Here is a 566-nt window from a genome sequence, read left to right as displayed (position 1 = left end):
TTGAAGTCCTTGCTCACACGTACTGCTTAGATCCGGAGCAACTAAAGAAAACGCTGGCTCCGTTAAAAAATCAAACTATCGTAATTGGACCAACAGACGAATGCGGAGAAAAAGAACACTATAAAAAGAAAAAACAAGGAGGCCCTGTTCACCACCAGACGCCTTCTTATACGTATCCTCCGCCTCAGAATTCTTATTATCAACCTCAAAACCCTTATCACTATCGATACTGGTAGAGACAAAAAAAACCCGCTGCCAGTGCAACGGGTTTTTTTAATGAATACATAACGTTATTAATCTGTATATGTACTATGAAAAGCGGCTTCAATATATGCAACTTGGAAATGATAATGTCCAATTAAATATTTCACAATATCCACTTGATCGATTTTGCCAGGCTTGTCGACCATCGCTTCTTTCACCATTTTTTCAAATGTACCTTGATCAAATTGTTCTTCATGAACAACAATTGTTTCAGAGTACGTTTCGCCTTGCCCTTCTGAAATGCGGTAGTAATACAATTTCTTCACCTCAATTTATCTTAAATGTATGTATACCCTTAACTA

At 37.5% G+C, this 566-nt stretch carries 1 protein-coding gene and 1 pseudogene; one reads left to right on the top strand and one right to left on the bottom strand.

The genetic code is table 11. From position 1 onward, the window contains the following. Positions 1-236, top strand: a pseudogene (locus AC1DRF_RS31735) (cupin domain-containing protein); the annotation flags it as partial. A 57-nt stretch (positions 237-293) separates the two neighbouring features. On the opposite strand, the gene AC1DRF_RS31730 reads toward AC1DRF_RS31735, so the two are convergent. Then, complete coding sequence (locus tag AC1DRF_RS31730; protein WP_223546060.1) at positions 294-530, bottom strand: hypothetical protein; 237 nt, start codon at positions 528-530, stop codon at positions 294-296. Positions 531-566 lie beyond the last annotated feature (36 nt).

Source organism: Priestia sp. P5_B4 (assembly GCF_056400385.1).
The sequence above is the reverse complement of the archived record's forward strand: the minus strand, read 5'-3'. Positions and strand labels throughout refer to the sequence as shown.